The organism is Adlercreutzia sp. CNCM I-6216 (genome assembly GCF_977113345.1).
In genome coordinates this window covers 390,971-406,640 of sequence record NZ_CDSBIE010000001.1, presented here as the reverse complement: position 1 = coordinate 406,640, position 15,670 = coordinate 390,971, and the positions used below count along the sequence as shown (strand labels likewise).

Annotated in this window: 15 protein-coding genes and 1 other RNA gene; all 16 read left to right on the top strand. The window is 67.1% G+C overall.

The annotated features are described in order from the left end of the window. Position 1: 1 nt before the first annotated feature. The 16 genes from ACYVRU_RS01670 (at position 2) to hisH (ending at position 15,670) form a co-directional block, all read left to right on the top strand. Positions 2–1,165: a M42 family metallopeptidase gene (locus ACYVRU_RS01670; RefSeq protein ID WP_223900260.1), complete on the top strand. Its 1,164-nt coding sequence runs from the start codon at positions 2–4 to the stop codon at positions 1,163–1,165. 5 nt (positions 1,166–1,170) lie between these two features. Next, on the top strand, positions 1,171–1,638 hold the full coding sequence (gene smpB, locus ACYVRU_RS01665) for an SsrA-binding protein SmpB (protein WP_370797878.1): 468 nt from the start codon (positions 1,171–1,173) through the stop codon (positions 1,636–1,638). A 216-nt stretch (positions 1,639–1,854) separates the two neighbouring features. After that, positions 1,855–2,478, top strand: coding sequence for a hypothetical protein (locus ACYVRU_RS01660; RefSeq protein WP_461185660.1), 624 nt, complete (start codon positions 1,855–1,857; stop codon positions 2,476–2,478). Positions 2,479–2,603: 125 nt separating this feature from the next. Continuing rightward, positions 2,604–3,557, top strand: a complete 954-nt coding sequence (gene bsh / locus ACYVRU_RS01655; RefSeq protein WP_461185659.1) for a choloylglycine hydrolase — start codon at positions 2,604–2,606, stop codon at positions 3,555–3,557. Positions 3,558–3,661: 104 nt separating this feature from the next. Then, positions 3,662–4,040: a transfer-messenger RNA gene (gene ssrA / locus ACYVRU_RS01650) on the top strand. 292 nt (positions 4,041–4,332) lie between these two features. Then, on the top strand, positions 4,333–6,027 hold the full coding sequence (locus tag ACYVRU_RS01645; protein ID WP_302783175.1) for a L,D-transpeptidase family protein: 1,695 nt from the start codon (positions 4,333–4,335) through the stop codon (positions 6,025–6,027). Positions 6,028–6,033: 6 nt separating this feature from the next. Beyond that, a complete protein-coding gene (gene murI, locus ACYVRU_RS01640; RefSeq protein ID WP_022740204.1) occupies positions 6,034–6,909 on the top strand; it encodes a glutamate racemase in 876 nt (291 codons plus the stop codon). Between the two features lie 45 nt (positions 6,910–6,954). After that, positions 6,955–7,581: an RdgB/HAM1 family non-canonical purine NTP pyrophosphatase gene (gene rdgB, locus ACYVRU_RS01635; protein WP_117284354.1), complete on the top strand. Its 627-nt coding sequence runs from the start codon at positions 6,955–6,957 to the stop codon at positions 7,579–7,581. A gap of 135 nt (positions 7,582–7,716) precedes the next feature. Next, positions 7,717–8,100 carry a MerR family transcriptional regulator gene (locus tag ACYVRU_RS01630; protein ID WP_223900265.1) on the top strand — a complete coding sequence of 128 codons (384 nt, stop codon included), beginning with the start codon at positions 7,717–7,719 and terminating at the stop codon, positions 8,098–8,100. Between the two features lie 132 nt (positions 8,101–8,232). Then, positions 8,233–8,958, top strand: coding sequence for a nickel pincer cofactor biosynthesis protein LarB (larB, locus tag ACYVRU_RS01625; RefSeq protein WP_223900266.1), 726 nt, complete (start codon positions 8,233–8,235; stop codon positions 8,956–8,958). 64 nt (positions 8,959–9,022) lie between these two features. Further along, on the top strand, positions 9,023–9,874 hold the full coding sequence (gene larC / locus ACYVRU_RS01620; RefSeq protein ID WP_223900267.1) for a nickel pincer cofactor biosynthesis protein LarC: 852 nt from the start codon (positions 9,023–9,025) through the stop codon (positions 9,872–9,874). 318 nt (positions 9,875–10,192) lie between these two features. Then, positions 10,193–11,905, top strand: coding sequence for an ATP phosphoribosyltransferase (hisG, locus tag ACYVRU_RS01615; RefSeq protein ID WP_461185666.1), 1,713 nt, complete (start codon positions 10,193–10,195; stop codon positions 11,903–11,905). A gap of 12 nt (positions 11,906–11,917) precedes the next feature. Further along, positions 11,918–13,279 (top strand): histidinol dehydrogenase, encoded by a 1,362-nt coding sequence (hisD, locus tag ACYVRU_RS01610; protein WP_461185658.1) that lies wholly within the window; start codon positions 11,918–11,920, stop codon positions 13,277–13,279. Continuing rightward, positions 13,272–14,366, top strand: coding sequence for a histidinol-phosphate transaminase (gene hisC, locus ACYVRU_RS01605; protein WP_418381806.1), 1,095 nt, complete (start codon positions 13,272–13,274; stop codon positions 14,364–14,366). Before hisD ends, hisC begins: the two co-directional genes overlap by 8 nt. 12 nt (positions 14,367–14,378) lie before the next feature. Next, positions 14,379–14,969 carry an imidazoleglycerol-phosphate dehydratase HisB gene (gene hisB / locus ACYVRU_RS01600; RefSeq protein ID WP_302404271.1) on the top strand — a complete coding sequence of 197 codons (591 nt, stop codon included), beginning with the start codon at positions 14,379–14,381 and terminating at the stop codon, positions 14,967–14,969. Next, positions 14,966–15,670 carry an imidazole glycerol phosphate synthase subunit HisH gene (hisH, locus tag ACYVRU_RS01595; RefSeq protein WP_114540500.1) on the top strand — a complete coding sequence of 235 codons (705 nt, stop codon included), beginning with the start codon at positions 14,966–14,968 and terminating at the stop codon, positions 15,668–15,670. The genes hisB and hisH overlap by 4 nt, the downstream gene beginning before the upstream one ends.

Genomic DNA, 15,670 nt, shown 5'->3' with positions numbered 1-15,670 from the left:
TATGAAGAAGAAGCACCTGAAATTTCTGAAGCAGCTGGTGGAGACTCCCTCGCCGACGGGCTTCGAGGAACCGGCGGCGTCTCTCGTGCGCGAGAGGCTCGCCGATGTGGCCGACGAAGTGGCCACCGACACCATGGGCTCGGTGCGCGCGGTACTCGAGGGCCGCGACGCCGGTGCGCCCTCGCTCATGCTGGCGGCCCATATGGACGAGATCGGCCTCATGGTCACCTACATCTCCGACGAGGGCTTCCTCTCCGTGGCCTCTTTGGGCGGCGTGGACGCGGCCATCCTGCCCGGCATGCGGGTCGACGTGCACACCGCTTCCGGCACCCTCCGCGGCATCGTGGGCCGCAAGCCCATCCACCTCATCGAGCCGGACGAGCGCAAGACGGTGACGCCGCTCTCCTCCCTCGTTATCGATTTGGGCATGAAGCCCAAGCGCGTGAAGAAGCTTGTGCGGGTGGGCGACCCCATCACGTTCGGCGTCGGATTCGAGCGGTTCGGCGACGACATGGCCGTCTCGAAGTGCTTCGATGACAAGTGCGGCGTGTGGATCGCCTGTCGCGTCATGGAGAAGCTGGCCCGCGCCGGCCGCGCCCCGGGCGACTTCATCGCCGTAGCCACCACTCAGGAGGAGATCGGCACCCGCGGCGCCATGACAAGCGCTCATGCCGTGAATCCGGACGTGGCGCTCGCCTTCGACGTCACCCACGCCACGGACTACCCGGGCATCGACAAAACGAAGTACGGAAAGATCGTCTGCGGGGCGGGCCCGGTTATCGCGCGGGGGCCGAACATCAACCCCGTGGTGTTCGAGCGCCTCGTGGCCGCTGCCGAGTCGGAGGGCATTCCGTACCAGCTGGAGGCCGAGCCGTCGGTCACCGGTACCGACGCTCGGGCCATTCAGGTGACGCGCGGGGGCATTCCCACGGGCCTCATCTCCGTGCCGCTGCGCTACATGCACACTCCCACCGAGGTCATCTGCCTGCGCGATTTGGAGGCCACGGTGCGCCTCATCGCCCGCTTCGCGCAAGACCTCGCCCCCGACACGAGCTTCGTGCCGGGGCTGGGCGGCGCGGTGACCGAGAATGCGGAAGGGAAGGCCGCCGATGCCGATGCCGATGCCGATGCGCCCGACGCTTCCGCCGCACCCGAGGAGGCGTGAGGGCCGTGCCGAAGCGCGAGGAGAAGACCATCGCGAAGAACCGCCGGGCCTTCCACGACTACGAGATCTTGGAGACCTACGAGGCCGGCATCGAGCTGACGGGCACCGAGGTGCGCTCTCTGCGGGAGAGCAACTGCCAGCTCACCGATTGCTTCGCCCTCATTCGGAACGGCGAGGTGTGGCTCAACAACGTGCACATCTCGCCGTACTCCAACGGCAGCATCTTCAACCCCGACCCCGACCGGCGCCGGAAGCTCCTGCTGCACAAGAAGCAGATTCGCTACCTGGACGCGAAGGTGGCCGAGAAGGGCCTGGCCATCGTGCCCTTGAAGATGTACTTCAACGAGGACGGCCGGGTGAAGGTGGAGCTGGCGCTGGCCCGGGGCAAGAAGCTCTACGACAAGCGCGCCTCCATGAAGGAGCGCGACACCAAGCGCGAGATCGACCGCGCGCTGAAGGAGCGCGTCCGCTAGGCCGGGGTCTGCGGGTGCGCGCCGCGCGCCGGTGCCCAGTCGCGCTACCGCCTTCGCTCGGTGCTCGCGGGCTGCACGACCGGCGTCGCGCCTTGGCACGTTCACGCTCGGTCAACGAAACGGCGCGGGAGGGCCGCGGCGCGGGAAGTCGTGGCATCATAGGTTCGGCGGGCGAGGTCGCCCGCGCACGTACATCACGAGGTTAGGAGTCTGGCAATGGGTCTTGACGAAGAGCTTGAGAGCATGGAAGAGGTCGGCGAGACCGATGCCGAGTGGACCGACCAGGAAACAGAGCTGGAAGACGCCGAGGACGCCCTCTTCGACGCCGATGAGGAGGATGCCGCCGAAAGCGACTTGGAGCACGCCTACGACAGCTTCATGACCGACAACGAGGCCGACTACGACGGCTGGGATCCCGACGAGGTGCCCGAGGCCATCCAGGCCGAGGAGGACGCCGACATCCTGCACTCGGAGGGCTATCACATTGAGGAGGAGCCCGAAGAGGAGAGCGAAGTCATCGAGATGGAGATCGAGGACGGCGATGTCTATGCGGTGATCGTCGACGAGCACGACAACGAGATCGGCTTCATCTTGCTCGACGAGGACGGCAACGAGCAGGAGTACTACTACGTCGACGAGGACAACGACGGCGACGGCGTGCGCGTGGAGCGCACCTCGGACGGCGATGAGTTCGACCTCGGCATCAGCCGCGAGGGCGTGGCCGCCGCCACCAGGGACGTGAACGCCATCTACAAGGACGGTGTTCAGGTGGCCGCCGAGCTGAAGAGCACCTTCGACGAGATCTCCGATTCGCTGAGTTTCCTCAAGAAGAAAAAGTAACGGCGACAAGGCGCTGTCGAAACGACAACGGAGACGGCCCGCATCGGCGAACGTCGGTCATCGGGGCCTACTATGAATGGGAGCGATCGGTTGGGTCGCTCCCATTTCGTCGTTAGGAGATCATTATGTGCACGGGCGTTCGTTTTGCCGATGCAGCCGGCAACTTGTATTTCGGCCGCAACCTCGATTGGTGCGAGAGCTACGGCGAGGGCGTGGTCATCACCCCGCGAGGGGCGTCTATCCCCACGCAGTTCCTTGGTTCGCTGAGTCCCGAGCATGCCTGCGTGGGCATGGGCATCGTCGTGGGCGGCGTGCCGTGCTACTTCGATTGCGCCAACGAGGCGGGACTCGCCATCGCCGGCCTTAACTTCCCCGGCTATGCCCAGTTCGCCGAAGCTCCCGAAAAGGGAGCGGTGAACGTGGCGGCCTACGAGTTCCCTCTGTGGGTGGCGGCGAGCTTCTCCACGGTGGCCGAGGTGCGCAAGGCGCTTAAGGACGTTGTCATCGTGGCCAAGGCGCCCAGCGAGGGCTATGGCGTGGCCCAGCTGCACTGGCTGGTAGGCGATGGGAAGGAGTCCATCGTCATCGAGTGCCAAGCCGACGGCATGCACGTGTACGACGACGGGCTGGACGTGCTGACCAACCAGCCGCCCTTCCCCTGGCATACCGAGAATGTGCGCAACTATATGCACATCGAGACCGCGCATCCCGAGCCGGTTGCGTGGACGCGCGACACCCTGTGCGCGTTCGGCAGCGGCGCGGGCATGATCGGGTTCCCGGGCGGCTACGATCCGGCCAGCCGCTTCGTGCGGGCCGCTTTCCTGAACGCGCATTATCCCGCAGAAGAGGGGGAGGCCGCCAATGTGACGCGCCTGTTCCGCACGCTTGAGGGCGCGTCCATGTGCAAGGGCGGCGCGCAGATGGCCGACGGTCGCTTCGAGTACACGATGTTCTCCGACGGCTACTCGGCGGCCACCAAGACCTATTACTGGTGCACCTACGACGAGCCGGCGCGCCAGAGCGTGTGCTTGGACGATTACGACCTGAGCGGCGCCGAGCTCATCCGCGTGGCGGCCTAGCGCCACGGCGCCTCGGCGGCTCGGGCGTGTCGGGCTGACGGGGCCGATGGTGCGGCTCTTGACAGGAGCGGCGCGCCCGCTAGAATAAATCGACAACCCTTAAAGGGGGCGACTGGTTTCGACATGGTAAGTTCGAAACGAGGAGCAGGCCGTGGTCTCCTCGCCACGCTAAACAGGGGTACCGTCAAGTTAATTGGCAAAAACACTTCTAAGACCGGCTACTACATGCCGGCCGCCATGGCTGCCTAACAGCAGTTCTGGTGATCACCGACCCCGGTGCTTCCCCGAACCGGGCAAGGTGTCATTTGAGGGGAATGCCCTGCGGCACGTAGTCGGTATGGCCGCGGGAAAGACTGAACCGACTAGGAGCGGCCACGTTGGTCTGCGAACCGATCCGCTCCGAAGCCCGATCGCTGACTAAGCCTGTAGCGCCTTGTGGACAATTTAGTATGGACCGGAGTTCGATTCTCCGCGCCTCCACCAAGCTTTTCGCGGCCGCTCTTCGGGGCGGCCGCTTTCCTCTCCTCGCGTGGCTTATTCCTTACGAAAACGGTCATGTTCTGGGGAAATGGGCTGAAAATCCTTTAAGTTCTGTGGGGGAGTCGTGGGGAATGGCGTGCAGGGTGGCGCGCGGGGCGCGGTCTGTGGGAAAGTAGCGCCGAACGACGTATCCGCCGACGGCCGCGGGCTCCTTGGCTTATAATGGGCCTAAGGCGCATCCGCCGACTTGCGCGGCGGCCCCAAAGTAAGTTGAATCGCACCACGGAAGCGCACTATGCCACGACACAGCACATCTGACAATCGAATTTCCGAAGCGGGCGCAAGCGCGACCCGCGGTTTCGTCATGCCCGAGGGCCGCTTCGGCGCGCCGAGGCCCGTGGGGCCCCAGGCCACGGGCGCGATGCCGCCCCAGCACGACCAGGGAACCGCCGCGATGCCCCCTCAGCCTTCGCGCCCCGCAATCAGCGGCACCGGCGCCATGCCCGTCGTGCCCCCCATGGGCCCGACGTCCGGCGGCTACGTGCCCGGCTACCAGGTGAATGCCCGGCCGCCCAAGAAGCATCGGGGGCTCAAGATCTTCGGCATCGTGATGGCCTCCATTCTAGGCGCCATCGCCCTTGTCTACTTCGCCGGCGTCATCGTGTTCTCCGGGCGCTTCTTCCCGCAGTCCACCATCATCGGCATGGACATCTCCGGCAAGACGCCCGAAGAGGTCCATCAGATGCTCGACGAGGTGCTGGGCGACTACACCTTCAAGGTGGAGGGCCCGGGTCTTTCCCTCACGCTGGACGCCACGGACATGGGCATGGCGCTCGACAGCCAATCTATCGCCGACGGCCTTCTGGCCGAGATGAACCCCTGGGCGTGGCCCTACGAGGTGTTTCAGCGCCACGACGACACCGATGACTTGGTCTCCACTCTGGAGAACTCGAAGCTGGCCGACACGCTGACCGCCGCCGTGGAGGAGGCCAACGCCCGCGGCACCGCTCCCAAGAACGCCACCGTGGCCTATGACGCCGACGAGGGCGGCTATGTCGTCGTGCCCGAGGAGGAGGGCAACACCCTTTTGGCCGACGTCGTCATCGACGAGGTGACGCGGGGCACGGTGAACTTCGCGCCGAAGGTGACGCTCTCCGACGCCGTGCTGGCCAAGCCCACGGTGACGCGCGACGACCCCGCGCTGGCCGAGGCGCGCGATGCGGCCAACAAGTACCTCGGCGGGGCGCTTTCCCTCACCATGGCGGGCGCCGAGAAGATGGCCATCACCGCCGACGAGATCGCCGAGCACATCACCTTGGGCGACGATCTCTCCGTGACCTTCGACCCTGAGCCTTTGGTGGCGGCGGTGAAGGAGAAGGTGAACGCCATGGACACCACGGGCGCTACCCGCACGTTCACGCGTCCCGACGGCAAGGCCGTCACGGTGAAGGGCGGCGACTACGGCTGGATCACCGACAGCCAGGCCACCGCCGACGCCGTGCGCGAGGCGCTCACCTCCGGGGCGGGCGGCACGCTGGAGATCATCATGAAGCAGAACGCGGCCCAGACCCCCGACGAGGGCGGCCGCGACTTCGGCACCCGCTACATTGACGTGGATCTCACCGAGCAGCACGCGCGCTTCTACGGCGAGGACGGCGCCATTATCTGGGAGAGCGATATCGTCAGCGGCAAGCCCGCCGACGGGCGCGACACGCCCCAGGGCACCTACTACATCAAGACCAACGACGGCAAGTCGGTGCTGCGCGGCTACAAGCCCGACGGCACCAAGGACTACGAGACCGAGGTGGAGTTCTGGATGCCCTTCAAGGACAACTCCGTGGGCTTCCACGACGCGGGTTGGCAGGAGAAGTTCGGCGGCGACTGGTACGTCGAGCACGGCAGCCACGGCTGCATCAACCTGCCTCCCGATAAGGCCGAAGAGCTCCACGGGCTTCTGTCGGTGGGCGACGTCGTCGTCGTGCACGAGTAGGGCGCTGTGGATACGGAGCATTTCGACAACCGCCCCATCGGGGTGTTCGATTCCGGCTACGGGGGCCTCACGGTGGCCCGCGCGCTGCAGAAGCGCCTGCCGGAGGAGTCCATCCTATACTTCGGCGACTCGGCGCGCTGCCCCTATGGGCCCCGCGATCAGGCCGAGGTGGACGGCTTCGTGCAGCAGATCTGCACGTGGCTCGTCGGCCGGGACGTGAAGATGATCGTCATCGCCTGCAACACGGCCACGGCCGCCGGCCTCGCCCATGCCCAGGAGAACTTCTCCGTGCCCGTCGTCGGCGTGGTGGAGCCGGGCGCCCGGGCGGCGGCCCATACGACGCTCAACCGGCGCGTGGGGGTCATCGCCACCAAGGGCACCGTGGATTCCAACGCCTACAGCGACGCCATACGCCACATCGACGCCGGCATCACCGTGTTCTCCACGGCGACGCCTCGGTTCGTGGAGATCGCCGAGATGGGGCTGAAGCTCTCCGACGGGCCCATTGAGGACTACATGGCCGACACCACCAAGGTCTACATCCGCCCGGAGTTCGAGGACATCGCCCGGCAGTACCTGGAGCCGCTGCGCCGCTGCGACATCGACACGCTCGTTTTGGGCTGCACCCACTATCCGCTTCTGAAGGCGCTCATCGGGGGCGTGGTGGGGCGCAAAGTCACGCTGGTGAACTCGGCCGACGAGACGGCCCGCGACGTCGATCACATCCTGCGCCGGCGCCGCGCCCACGCCCGCTCGGGCAACGTGCCCGTCCACTCGTTTTTCACCACGGCCGACGACGTGGAGGAGTTCCGGCGCTTCGGCGGCCGCGTGCTCGCCCGCCCCATGGACGTCGTCGCGCACGTGGATCTGCCCGCACTGTAAGCAACTGCCCGCACCGGCGAGGTGCCCGTCTGCAAGGAGGAGCCCGTGAAGGAAGTGCTCATCGCCACGAACAACGCCCACAAGGTGGAGGAGATCCGCACGGCCCTGAACTTCGAGGGCTGGACGTTCACGACGCTGGCCGAGGCGGGGGTGACATCAGATCCGGCCGAGGACGCCGACAGCTTCGAGGGCAACGCCCGCATCAAGGCCCGGGCGGCGCGTGCGGCGGCACGGGAGTCGCTGGGGCGCTTTGTGGCGGTGCTCGCCGACGACTCCGGTTTGGAGGTGGACGCCCTGGACGGCGCGCCGGGGGTCTTCTCGGCGCGCTACGCGGGACCCGACGGGGACGATGCGGCCAACAACGCGAAGCTTCTGGCCGAGCTTGCCGCCGTGCCGGACGCCGAGCGCACGGCGCGGTTCGTGTGCACGCTCGTGTTCATCGACGAGGACGGCACGGAATCGGTGGCCCGCGGCACCATCGAGGGTTCCATCGGGCGCGAACCCCGCGGCAGCGAGGGCTTCGGCTACGACCCGCTGTTTTTGCCCGACGAGTACGGCGGCATGCGGGCGCTGGCCGAGGTCTCCCAGGCCGAGAAGAACGGCATATCTCATCGGGGAAATGCCTTGCGCGTGCTCAAAAAGGCCCTTTCCCAAAGCGTTGACGAACGGTAAAAATGGGCTGTGTGCGGGGCTTTTCCGTGGGATATTATTTTGATCTATTGACTTATAGCATACTCCATATGGTCTAATGGACACGCAGGCTGCGCGAACGTGAGATGCGCAGCGGCGCGTTTCAAAGGGGACGGCATGAAGATTGCGGAAGTCAGCAAGCGCTACGGTGTTTCCACCGACACGCTGCGCTATTACGAGCGCATTGGCCTGTTGCGCCATGTGCCTCGCAACAAGAGCGGCATTCGCGATTACGACGAGGCCAGCTGCAATGCCGTCGAGTTCGTCAAATGCATGCGCGATGCCGGCATGTCCATCGAGTCTTTGGTGGAGTACATGGAGCTTCTGGAGCAGGGCGACGAGACGACGGCGGCCCGCAAGGAGCTTCTTTTGAGGCAGGGCGACGAGATCCGGGAGCGCATTGCCGGCCTGGAGCGGGCCTTGGCGCGGCTCGAGTACAAGATCGAGCACTACGACGAGGTCATGACGGCCACCGAGCGGACTCTGCGCACGGGGGAGTAACCGCCGCGAATGCGTTTGTTCCGTGGGCGTTGCCCTCGAGTCTTTTATTGGAGCTGACTCCAACATTTATCATGGCTTTCCGAGAAACCAACTGAGAACGAGTGAGGGCGTTCGTCGGAAAGCGGGGTGGCCGTGGCCTTTCACCAGAGCGAGAATTCTGAGAGCCTTTGCGGCGGAGCCGCGTTTGCGCGGCCCGACTACGACCGTGCGATGCGACAGGGCGCCGGCGAGGTGATTTACGGCGAGGGAAAGACCGCCGAGCAGATCGCCGCCATCGCCTCGTCGCTCATGGGCGCCGGTCAACCGCGCGTTTTGGCGACCCGCGTGGACGCGAAGAAGGCCGATGCCGTGGCCGCTCTATGGGGCGACGACGGCGGGATCGTCCCGTGCGCCTACTACGAGACGGCGCGGCTCGTCGTGTTCGGCGGCATGCCCGCGCCCGACGGGGACGGAGTGGTGGCCATCGCCTGCGCCGGCACGAGCGATCTGCCCGTGGCCGAGGAGGCGGCGCTCACCGCGGAGTTCCTCGGCAACGAGGTGCGGCGCTTCTACGATGTGGGCGTGGCGGGCATCCATCGACTCTTGGATGTGGCCGACGAGCTGCGCGCGGCCCGAGTCGTGGTGGCGGTGGCCGGCATGGAGGGCGCGCTCGCCTCCGTGGTGGGGGGTCTCGTCTCCGCGCCGGTGATCGCGGTGCCCACCTCGGTGGGCTACGGCGCCTCGTTCGGCGGCGTGACCGCCCTGCTCGCCATGTTGAACTCGTGTGCGAGCGGCGTGTCGGTGGTCAACATCGACAACGGCTTCGGCGCCGCCTTCCAGGCAAGCGCCATCAATCACTTGAATTCCCGACAGGGATAAACCTGCGGCGGTTCCCGCCGAACGCGGGCGCCTCGAGGGCGGCACCATCATGAAAGGCGATGCAATGACGAAACTTCTCTACTTGGAATGCACCTCCGGTATCAGCGGCGACATGTGCGCGGCGGCCCTGCTGGATGCAGGCGCGAGCGAGGAAGCGGTGCGCCGGGCGCTGGAGAGCCTGCCTGTGGAAGGTTTCGCTGTGGAGATATCCCGGGTGAAGAAGTCGGGCTTGGACGTCTGCGACTTCAGCGTCGTGCTGGATGCCGCCCACGAGAACCACGACCACGATATGGCCTACCTGCACGGGCAGGGGGGCGCAAGCGAGCACGGCCACGACCATGACCATGGTCACGCCCACGATCACGACCATGCCCACGGTGCCCCCGGTGGCCACCACCACCGCGGTCCTGCGGAAATAGCGCAGATCATCGACGGTGCCGCCATGGCCGACGGCGCCAAGGCCATCGCGCACCGCATGTTCGGCTTCGTGGCCGACGCCGAGGCGCGGGCTCATGGCGTACCTGTTGGGGAAGTTCACTTCCACGAGGTGGGCGCCGTGGATTCCATCGCCGACATTATTGCCATCGCCGTGGCGGCCGACGACTTGGCGCCCGACGGCGTTGTCGTGTCCGATCTGCCCTGCGGGTACGGCACGGTGCGCTGCCAGCACGGCCTCATCCCCGTGCCCGCCCCGGCCACGGCGTTCATCGCCGAAGCTGCCGGATTGACGCTTTCCCCGGTGGACGTGGAAGGAGAGCTCGTCACCCCCACGGGCGCCGCCGCGGCCGCCGCTCTGCGCACGGAAGCCGCCCTTCCCGAGCGCTTCTCCATCAAGGCCATCGGCATGGGCGCCGGCAAACGCGCCTACGACACTCCCGGCATCCTCCGCGCCATGATCATCGAGCCTGCGGAGTAATTCCAACCGTAGGCGAAAATCCCATTGCTTTAGCACTCTACTGTGATAAAGTACTAGCATCGATGCGAGATCCTCGTGCGTTCTTTGCGCGGGAACTCTGTCGATAATTCGCCGTTTGCCGTCCCGGTGCGTCGGGAGGGGAGAGGGCGTGTAACATGACAATCTCGGTAATCGAAGGCGCTTGCGACGAGACGAGCCAGGCGATGGCCTCGGCTGACTGCGAGCCAGGGCGAAAGCTCCGGCTGCATGCATGCCGGGTCACAGGTCTTGGGCCGTTCGCGCGTCGTTTGCGCCAGTGAGGAATGTGCGTTGAACGCTGTGACACCATCGGGCTTCCGCGACGTGCTCTCCGAGGAGGCGCGCGTCCGCGAGGCCATCACCCGGGCCGTGGCCGACCTGTTCGCCTCTCGCGGCTACGTGCCCATCGAGACGCCCACCCTGGAGGTGATGGACGTCCTGCGGGCCGGCGGACGGGTGCCGGCCACTCCCTTCAAGTTCTTCGACTCCCGGGGCGACCTTCTGGCCATGCGCCCGGACGTCACCCTGCAGATCGCGCGCATGTGCGCCACGCGCCTGGCCGGCGTGCCCGGCCCCTTGCGCTTCCGCTACACCCAGCGCGTCTTTCGCGAGGCCGAGACGGAGAACCAGGTGCAGGCCCGCGAGCTCACCCAGTGCGGCGTGGAATGCATCGGGGAAGTGGGACCGGCGGCCGATGCCGAAATCGTGACGCTCTTCGCCGAGGCGCTGCGGCTGGCCGGGGCGACGCAGTTCGTGCTCGCCATGGCCACGGTGGGGGTGCTCCGGGCGCTGCTCGAGCGCTCCGGCGCCGCCGAGCCGTGGAAGGCCGCGGTGCTGGACGCCTACCACAGCTCCGACTTCGTGGCCCTCGACCGTTTGTGCGACGTCGCCATGGGGTGCGTCGTGGAAGGGGAGACCGTTGATGCGGGGGCTGCGGCGCCCGCTTACACCGAGGCCATCCGGCAGCTCGCGCGCATTCGGGGCGCCCAGGACGCCATCGATGCGGTGCGCGCGCTCGTGACCCCACTTGGGTGCGTTGCTGACCTGGACGACTTCCAGGCCACCTACGACCTTCTGGGCGAGGCCGGTCTGGCCGACTCCGTGCTCGTCGATTTCTCGGTGGCCAGCTCCTTCAACTACTACACGGGCCTCGTCTTCGAGGCCTGCTCCCCCTATCTGGGCTCGCCTCTGGGATCCGGCGGCCGCTACGACCGCATGATCGGGGCCTTCGGGGCCGATCGTCCCGCTGCCGGCTTCGCCTTCTCGCTGGAGCAGGCCATGGCCGCCGCCTCTGCCGAGGCCGACGCCGCGGCCGCCTCTGGCCGCCCGTTGCGCATCGCCGTGCCCAAAGGCTCCCTGAACACCGAGGCCATCGCCTGTTTGGAAGAGGCCGGGCTCGACGTGACGGGACTTGCCAATCCAGGCCGCGCACTCGTCATTTCCAACCCCGGGGTCGACTACATCATCGTGCGGCCCTCCGACGCGCCCGTCTTCGTGGCCCTGGGCGCCGCCGACTGCGGCATCTGCGGCAAGGACTCGCTTTTGGAAGTGGGCGCGACCGTGGAGGAGCTGGTCGATCTGCGCTTCGGAGGCTGCCGCTTCGTCGTGGCGGAGTCGGCCGGCACGAGTGCGGCCATCGAGGAGCGCTACCGCAAGCTCGGAAGCATCCGCATCGCCACGAAGTACCCTTCCATCACCCGTGCCCACTTCGCGCGCACCGGCACCCAGGTGGAGATCGTCTACCTGCACGGCAACATCGAGCTGGCGCCCATCACCGGCATGGCCGAGCGCATCGTCGACATCACCGCCACGGGAACCACCCTGCGTGAGAACAACCTGGAGATCGTGGAAGAGGTGCTCGCCTCCACGGCCCGCTTCTTCGCCAACGGCTGCGCCCTGCGCACCGACGAGCGCATCGTGGCGCTGGCCCGCGTGCTCGCCGAGAACGCTCCCAAGCACACTTACGCGCCCATCGCCGGCGCTTCCAACCCTGCCCAACCGACCCTGTCCTAAGGAGTGCGCCCCATGACCATGAGACGAATCGACCTGCAACCCCTCGAGCCCTTCACGAGCGACTTCATCGACCGCACCGGCGCCTTCAACCCCGGTGCCCTTGAGGCGGCCACCGCCATCATCGAGCAGGTGCGCCAAGAGGGCGACGGTGCCCTGCGCGCGCTCACCGAGAAGTTCGACGGCGTGGCCATCGAGAACTTCCGCGTGCCGCGCGAGGCCATCGATGCCGCGATGGCGGAGGTGGATCCGGACACCCTCGAGGCCCTGAAGCACGCCGCGGCCCAGATCCGCGACTTCCACGAGCGCCAGAAGCAGCAGAGCTGGTTCTTCGCGCGTGAGGACGGGGCCATCGTGGGCTCGAAGGTGACGCCGCTCGAATCCGTGGGCATCTACGTGCCCGGGGGACGGGCGCTGTACCCCTCCACGGTGCTCATGAACGCCCTGCCCGCCCAGGTGGCCGGCGTGGAGCGCATCGTCTGCGTGACGCCGCCCACCAAGGACGGCACGCTGGACGCGGCCATTCTCGCCGCCTGCAAGATCGCCGGCGTGACCGAGATCTACACCGTCGGCGGCGCCCAGGCCGTGGCGGCGCTCGCCTACGGCACCGAGACCATCCGCCCGGTGGCCAAGATCACCGGCCCGGGCAACGCCTTCGTGGCCGCGGCCAAGAAGCTCGTCTCGGGCGATGTGGGCATCGACATGATCGCCGGGCCGTCGGAGGTCTGCGTCGTGGCCGACGAGACGGCCGACCCGCGGCTGGTGGCCATCGATCTCATGGCCCAGGCCGAGCACGATCCCCTGGCGGCCTGCTACCTCGTCACCTTCTCGGACGCCTACGCCGACGCGGTGGAGGCGGCCATCCAGGTGCACCTGGCCGATTCCACCCGCGCCGACATCACCCGCACCTCCCTTGAAGATCACGGGCTCATCGTCGTGTGCACTTCCATGGAGCAGGCCCTGGAGGCAGTGAACGTCATCGCGCCGGAGCACTTGGAGATGCACGTGGAGGGCGCCATGGAGTATCTGGGCGCCATCCGCAACGCCGGGGCCATCTTCTTGGGCGCGTGGACGCCGGAGGCCGTGGGCGATTACGTGGCCGGCCCCAACCACACGCTGCCCACCGGCGGCACGGCCCGCTACTCGTCGCCCCTTTCCGTGGACGACTTCGTGAAGAAGTCCTCCATCATCCAGTACAGCCCGGCGGCCCTGAAGAACGACGCGCGCGCCGTGGTGCAGATCGCTACCCACGAGGGGCTGTGGGCCCATGCCCGCTCGGTGGCCCTGCGTCTTAAGGCGCTGCTGGATGCCGAGCAGGCGAGCGTGGCCGGCTCGGCCGCGGCGGGCGTGGAGGACGGCGAGGCGCGCGGTGAATAAGGTTCGCGCGTCGGCGCCCCAGCTTGAGGGACTCGTTCCCTACGACCCGAAGTACCTGCCGGCCGAGGCGTACCTGTCGGCCAACGAGAATCCGCGCGACGTGGACGCCGAGGTGCGCGCCGCCATTGCGCGTCGCATTGCCCAGGTGCCTCTGAACCGCTATCCCGATCCTCTGGCCAACCGCCTGCGCGATCTCATCGCCGAGGCCAACGGGCTCGACCGCGCCAATGTCCTTCTGGGCAACGGCGGCGACGAGCTTTTGTTCGATGTGGCCCTCGCTTGGGGCGGCCCGGGGCGCAGCTTCCTGAACCTGCCCCCGACCTTCTCGGTGTACGCGGCCAACGCACGGCTCACGAACACCCGCTGCGTGGATGTGCCGCGTCGGGCCGACTTCTCCATCGACGAAGCGGCAGTGCTTGAGCGCGTGGGGAAGGGCGACATCGATTTCGTCATCGTGACGAGTCCGAACAACCCCACGGGCCAGAGGGCGTCCACGGCGTTCATCGAAGAGCTGCTCGACGCCACCGATGCGCTCGTGCTGGTGGACGAGGCCTACTTCGAGTTCTCGCGCGCCACGGTGCGCCCTTTGCTGGCGACCCACGAGAACCTCGCCATCCTGCGCACGTTCTCGAAGGCGTTCTCGCTGGCTGGTGCGCGCCTGGGCTACGTTTTGGCGAACGCGCCGGTCATCGAGGAGCTGTGCAAGGTGCGCCAGCCCTATTCCGTGGACGCCGTCTCCCAGGCCATAGGAGAGGTGGTCTTCGAGAACCGCGCCCGCTTCGAGCCGGGCATCCGCGAGATCATCGAGGAGCGGGGCCGCGTCATGGAGGCGCTGCGCACCCTGCCCGGCGTGACCGCCTACCCGTCGGATTCCAACTGGATTCTGTTCTCGATGGAAGATGCCGGGGCGGCCTGGCAGTACCTGTACGACCGCGGCGTGCTCGTGCGCGATTTCAGCAGCGCCCCCATGCTCGAGGGCTGTCTGCGGGCGACCATCGGCACGCCGGAACAGAACGACGCGTTCATCCGCGGGCTGCGCGACTTTCTCGCCGAGAGCCGTGCCCAGCGCGCGCGGGCTATGCAATAGGGAAGGAGAGCAATGACGAGAGAGGCCACCATCCTCCGCGAGACGGCGGAGACGCGCATCGAGGTCACGGTGAACCTGGACGGCGCGGGACGTGCGGACGTGGCGTGCGGCATCGGGTTCTTCGACCACATGCTATGCGCTTTTGCGCGTCACGGCCGTTTCGATCTGAAGGTGTCGGCGCGCGGCGACTTGCATGTGGACGGCCACCACACGGTGGAGGACACGGGCATCGTGCTGGGCCGCGCTCTGGCCGAGGCCTTGGGAGAGAAGGCCGGCATCGAGCGGTTTGGCAGCGCGTTCGTGCCGATGGACGAGGCGCTGGTGCTGGCGGCTCTGGATATCTCCGGACGCGGGCAGCTGCACTGGGACGTCGAGGCGCCGTTCGGCATGGTGGGCGATTTCGACACTCAGCTCGCCCGGGAGTTCTTCATCGCGCTTGCCGCTAACGCGGGCATCACCCTGCACATCCGGCAGCTCGCTGGCGACAACGTGCACCACATCTTCGAGGCCGCCTTCAAGGCGGCAGGCCGCGCCCTGCGCCAGGCCGTGGCCGTCGACCCGGCCCTGGGTGGCGCGGTTCCCTCAACTAAAGGCGTGCTATGAGCATCGTCATTGTCGACTACCATAAGGGAAACCTGCTCTCGGTGGAGCGGGGACTTGTAGGCGCGGGGGCAGACGTCGTCGTGACCGACGAGGCGGATGTCATCCGCGCGGCCGACGCCGTGGTGCTGCCCGGCGTGGGGGCCTTCGCCGATGCCGCCGCGTCCATGGAGGAGATGGGCCAGATGGAGGCGGTGCGCGCGGCGGTGGCCGGCGGCGCGCCGTTTTTGGGCATCTGCCTTGGGATGCACCTCATGTTCGAGGCGGGCACCGAGCACGCGCCCGCTGACGGCCCGCTGCCACGCGGCCTCGGCTTCATCGAGGGCGTGGTGGACGCCATGCCCCGCACCGACGCTGCCGGCCGCGCCTACAAAGTGCCCCATGTGGGATGGAACTCCGTGGAGTTCTCCGAGCCGAATTCGCTGTTCGATGGAATCGCGCCCGGCGAGTTCTTCTACTTCACCCACAGCTTCGTGGCGCCGCCGAGCGTGGCCACCATTGCCGAGACGGTGCACTCGGTGACCTTCCCCTGCGCCGTGCAGGTGCCGGGCCGTCCCGTCTTCGGCGTGCAGTTCCATCCGGAGAAGAGCTCGGATGCGGGCGCGCGCCTGCTTGCCAACTTCGCAACCATTGCACGAGCCGCGCGCGCCGGCAGCGCGCACGCTGATAAGGTGGCGGAAAACCCCGTCGCGTCAAAGGAGTAG

Bases quoted from the DNA above. Each gene is read 5' to 3' on its own strand.
- ACYVRU_RS01670 (WP_223900260.1), top strand. From the start codon at position 2: ATGAAGAAGAAGCACCTGAAATTTCTGAAGCAGCTGGTGGAGACTCCC.
- ACYVRU_RS01660 (WP_461185660.1), top strand. From the start codon at position 1,855: ATGGGTCTTGACGAAGAGCTTGAGAGCATGGAAGAGGTCGGCGAGACC.
- bsh (WP_461185659.1), top strand. From the start codon at position 2,604: ATGTGCACGGGCGTTCGTTTTGCCGATGCAGCCGGCAACTTGTATTTC.
- ACYVRU_RS01645 (WP_302783175.1), top strand. From the start codon at position 4,333: ATGCCACGACACAGCACATCTGACAATCGAATTTCCGAAGCGGGCGCA.
- ACYVRU_RS01630 (WP_223900265.1), top strand. From the start codon at position 7,717: ATGAAGATTGCGGAAGTCAGCAAGCGCTACGGTGTTTCCACCGACACG.
- larC (WP_223900267.1), top strand. From the start codon at position 9,023: ATGACGAAACTTCTCTACTTGGAATGCACCTCCGGTATCAGCGGCGAC.
- hisD (WP_461185658.1), top strand. From the start codon at position 11,918: ATGACCATGAGACGAATCGACCTGCAACCCCTCGAGCCCTTCACGAGC.
- hisB (WP_302404271.1), top strand. From the start codon at position 14,379: ATGACGAGAGAGGCCACCATCCTCCGCGAGACGGCGGAGACGCGCATC.
- hisH (WP_114540500.1), top strand. From the start codon at position 14,966: ATGAGCATCGTCATTGTCGACTACCATAAGGGAAACCTGCTCTCGGTG.